This is a genomic window from Lentisphaerota bacterium, assembly GCA_016873675.1.
GTDB lineage: Bacteria > Verrucomicrobiota > Kiritimatiellia > RFP12 > JAAYNR01 > VGWG01.
This window is the reverse complement of sequence record VGWG01000174.1, coordinates 1-3,611: the sequence shown is the minus strand read 5'-3', so window position 1 is coordinate 3,611 and position 3,611 is coordinate 1. Positions and strand designations below refer to the sequence as shown.

Annotated in this window: 4 protein-coding genes; all 4 read left to right on the top strand. The window is 61.9% G+C overall.

The window, feature by feature from the left end:
* The first annotated feature begins 98 nt into the window (after positions 1–98).
* The 4 genes from FJ222_12315 to FJ222_12300 are packed head-to-tail and all read left to right on the top strand — an operon-like array spanning position 99 to position 3,324.
* Positions 99–716, top strand: coding sequence for a hypothetical protein (locus FJ222_12315; protein ID MBM4165206.1), 618 nt, complete (start codon positions 99–101; stop codon positions 714–716).
* A 23-nt stretch (positions 717–739) separates the two neighbouring features.
* Positions 740–1,849 (top strand): hypothetical protein, encoded by a 1,110-nt coding sequence (locus FJ222_12310; protein ID MBM4165205.1) that lies wholly within the window; start codon positions 740–742, stop codon positions 1,847–1,849.
* The gene (locus FJ222_12305; protein ID MBM4165204.1) at positions 1,850–2,968 is read left to right on the top strand and encodes a glycosyltransferase; all 1,119 of its coding nucleotides are present in this window, start codon (positions 1,850–1,852) and stop codon (positions 2,966–2,968) included.
* Positions 2,965–3,324 carry an undecaprenyl-diphosphate phosphatase gene (locus tag FJ222_12300; GenBank protein MBM4165203.1) on the top strand — a complete coding sequence of 120 codons (360 nt, stop codon included), beginning with the start codon at positions 2,965–2,967 and terminating at the stop codon, positions 3,322–3,324. Before FJ222_12305 ends, FJ222_12300 begins: the two co-directional genes overlap by 4 nt.
* Positions 3,325–3,611 lie beyond the last annotated feature (287 nt).

Genomic DNA, 3,611 nt, shown 5'->3' with positions numbered 1-3,611 from the left:
TGCATCAACGGAAGACGGGTAGCCATGGACATGCAGTATAGGAAATCTATAGCCCGTCAGCAAGCCTTTTCTTCTCTCTTTTAACGGGTTGCGTACATTTGCCCTGCCTTAGGCGAGGATTAGGGTGCATCGCCACCATCGTCATCGGAGCTCGTTATCAGTGCGCCTTCAACCGGTTCTGCCGTGCCAGGCTGGAGAACTACTGCGCCCGGCATGGCTATGACCTGAAGGTCCTGACCACCATGATCCGTGAACTTCCGGGCAAGAAACTCACGTGGCAGAAGATCCTCTTGCCGGAGCTGCCATGGTGGCGGACCTACGATCAGGTCTGTATCATGGACAGCGACATCCTGATAGCGAACGATGCGCCCGCCTTGCCGGTCATTTCGGCGGATCGGATCGGGTGCGTGCCGGACAGGCTCCCGGATCAGATCAACAGCGGGGTGCTGGTCTATGCGCCCGGCGAGGCTGTTGCGACGTGTTTTGCGGAAGCGTTGAAGGATCCCGAGCCGTATTGGGATCAGCGGGCGCTTTCCCGTGTGATGCGCGAACGCAACATGGAAGCCGTGCTGGACGAGCGCTTCAACCGGCAGGTCTTTCTCCGCTGCCGATCCCTGCCATCCACCCTGTTCGGTCGCCATTGGTTCTATCATGCGCTTTCCGGAAAGAGCAAAATCAGGCTGATACACTACTGGCTGAAGATGGCCGGCCGTTAGCACGGAAAGGAAAGGTTGTTCCGATGGTTGTCTATCGCACCGTGCGTCCTGAGGATGATGCTCGCTGGGAAGCGCTGATCCGCGCTTCTCCGCAGGGCAATGCGTTCATGGGCGCGGCGACGCTTCATCTTCTGGCCTCGCACGATCGGCCGGCCGCGCGCGTACGGCGCGTCGGCGCCTTCCAGGAGGACGGCGCGCTGGCGGCCGGGTGGGCGGTGCTGGTGCGTCGCCGGGCGGGCATCCGCTATTGCAGCAGTTTCCCGCTCTTCTACGCCGGCCCGATGCTGTCGCCGGAATGGAACGAGACGGACCGGGCGACCGGGCGAATGGATCTGCTCCGCGGACTGGCCACCGAGATGCAGAAGGGCCTGGATATAATCGACACCGAAGCGGCGCCGGAGCTGCCTGACGTGCGCGGATTGCTTTGCGCGGGATGCACAGCGGAGCAGACCTACACCCACGTCTGGGGCGCGGGTTCGCCCGAGGAGCTAGGCAAACGGCCCAATCGGAGCAAGCGGCAGGAAGCCGCGAGCGCGGTCAAACGTCATGTGTTCGGCTGGCGGGCGGCCGACGCGGAAACCCTGGACCGATTTGACCTGATGCACAACCGGACGCTGACGAAGTTCAAGTGGGTGGCTTCGCGGTCCTGGCGCAGGGCATTGCTCGATAACATCCGTGACTTGGGCACGGCCGGCATCTGCCGCCTGTTTGCCGCGGCACCGACATCTACGCCTGATGTGCCTTGTGCGCTGGTCGCCGTTTTACTGTCGCCCAATCACCAGAGCGCCTGGCTCTGGCGCGTGGCCTACCAGACAGACGACTCCGGATTGATTCCGGCCCTCTACCTGCAAGCCGCCGAGGCGATCAAGCGCGAGTTCGGCGATGGGTGGAGAATCAACTTCGGCGGGTCGCCCAATGTGTCGCTGGCCCGGTTCAAGGACTATCTCGCCGCCGTGCCGACGCCGCACTGGCGCATCCGCTGGCAGAGGCCCGGCCCCAAAGCCCTACTCTGGAACAGCCTGCAAGTTGTCAAGGAAACCGTCCGCAGGAGGCTGACGTTATGGAGCGTGATCCGTCCGCCGCGTGCTGAGAAGTTGGTGGCGGACATGGCATCACTGAAAGGAGGCGAATAGATGGATATCAGTATCGGCATCCTGGCATGGAATGAAGCCGAGTGCATCGGCGGCACCTTGCGCTCTTTGCTAGCGCAGAGCCTGATCCGGGAACTCGCGCCGACGGGTGACCGGCGGATCGAGGTCATTGTCGTCCCGAACGGATGCACGGACGGCACGGCGTCGGAAGCGGCCGCTGCGTTGAAAGCCGGAGCGGACGCGCTGCCGGAAGGGGTGTTCGCCTGGCGCGTGGAAGCGGTGGCCGAACCCGGCAAGGTTAATGCCTGGAATCTCTTTGCGCACCGGTTCAGCCATCCGCAGGCGGACTATGTCTTCCTGATGGATGCCGACATCCGCCTGGACCATTCCGACACGCTGAGAAACATGGTACTCGCCCTTGAGCGTGATCCGTACGCGGCGGTAGCCACGGATCTGCCGCGGAAGCACATTGTCGCGAAACGGCGGAAAAGCCTGTTCGACCGCATATCCCTTGCGGTCTCGGGTATGACGCAGGCCGCGCCGGGACAGTTGACGGGGCAGTTGTACTGCGCCAGGGGGCCGCTGTTGCGGCGCGTGCACATGCCGCTCGGACTGCTGGTGGAAGACGGTTTTCTCAAGCAGATGCTCTGCACGAACCTGATGCGCGATCCCGGCGACAACCGCCGCGTCGTCCGCGCGCCGGACGCCTCGCATGTGTTCGAGGCCTACACGGGCCTGAAGGATGTCTTCTTTAACCAGCGCCGCCAGCAGATCGGGCATACGGTCTACACCTATCTGCGCGACTATCTGAATATTCACATTGGAGAGAAGGACGCAGGGCAGATCATCGCCGAAAACAATGCCCATGACCCCGATTGGTTCCGCGCGCTGATCCGGGCGCGTGTGAAACAAGGCGGCTGGTGGGTGATGTATCCGGGCGCTTTCTCCGTGCGCTGGCGCCGGCTCCAGAATCTTTCCCCGGTGCATGCCGTCCTGAGATTGCCCGTCGCGGTGGCGGCTTTCCTGATGGATGTCGTGGTGCTCGCGGCGGCGAACCACCGGCTGCGGAGTGGCCGGCTTGCGGGTGTGTGGAAGGATACGAAATCGACGGCGCTGGGGGAGGCGCGAACCGGCGTACCGGGCAAGGACACGCGTTCATGAGCATTCTGGACACCGTTCTGCTGGGTGTGGTTCAAGGTCTGACCGAATTTCTCCCCGTGAGCAGTTCGGGACATCTGGTTCTGTGCCAGAATCTCCTCGGTTTTCGAGAGCCCGATCTGCTGCTGGATGTGACGCTGCACCTGGGTACCCTGTGCGCGGTGATCGTTCATTTCTTTTCGGACATCAAGGCGATCGTAACGGAGGTTCGTCATGACCCTCCGATCGGGCCGCGCGGAGCCATGATCCGTATGGCGGCGATCGGAACGATTCCCACCGCCGTGCTGGGGGTCGCGGCCAGTTCCTGGATAGCAAACGCATTTGGCAGCGCGCGCCTGGTGGGGCTGTGTTTAATCTGAAGTTCCAGCCTCTTTGATGCTCATTTTATGCTCACAACCCGTTGACTGAAGCCTATTTACGCGCCGTAAGCCGCAGCATTTCTCGTTCCATTTGCGCCCATGTAATATATAATATATCCAAATTATTTATTGGACATCGAAAGCCGAATTGCGTATCGTTTCCCCATGTACATCGACATCGTTCCGAATCGCTCGTCCCCGCCCGCCGTGTTGCTGCGCGCAGACCACCGCGCGGGCGGGCGCACCATCAAGCGGACCTTGGCCAATCTGTCCGCACTGCCGCCGGA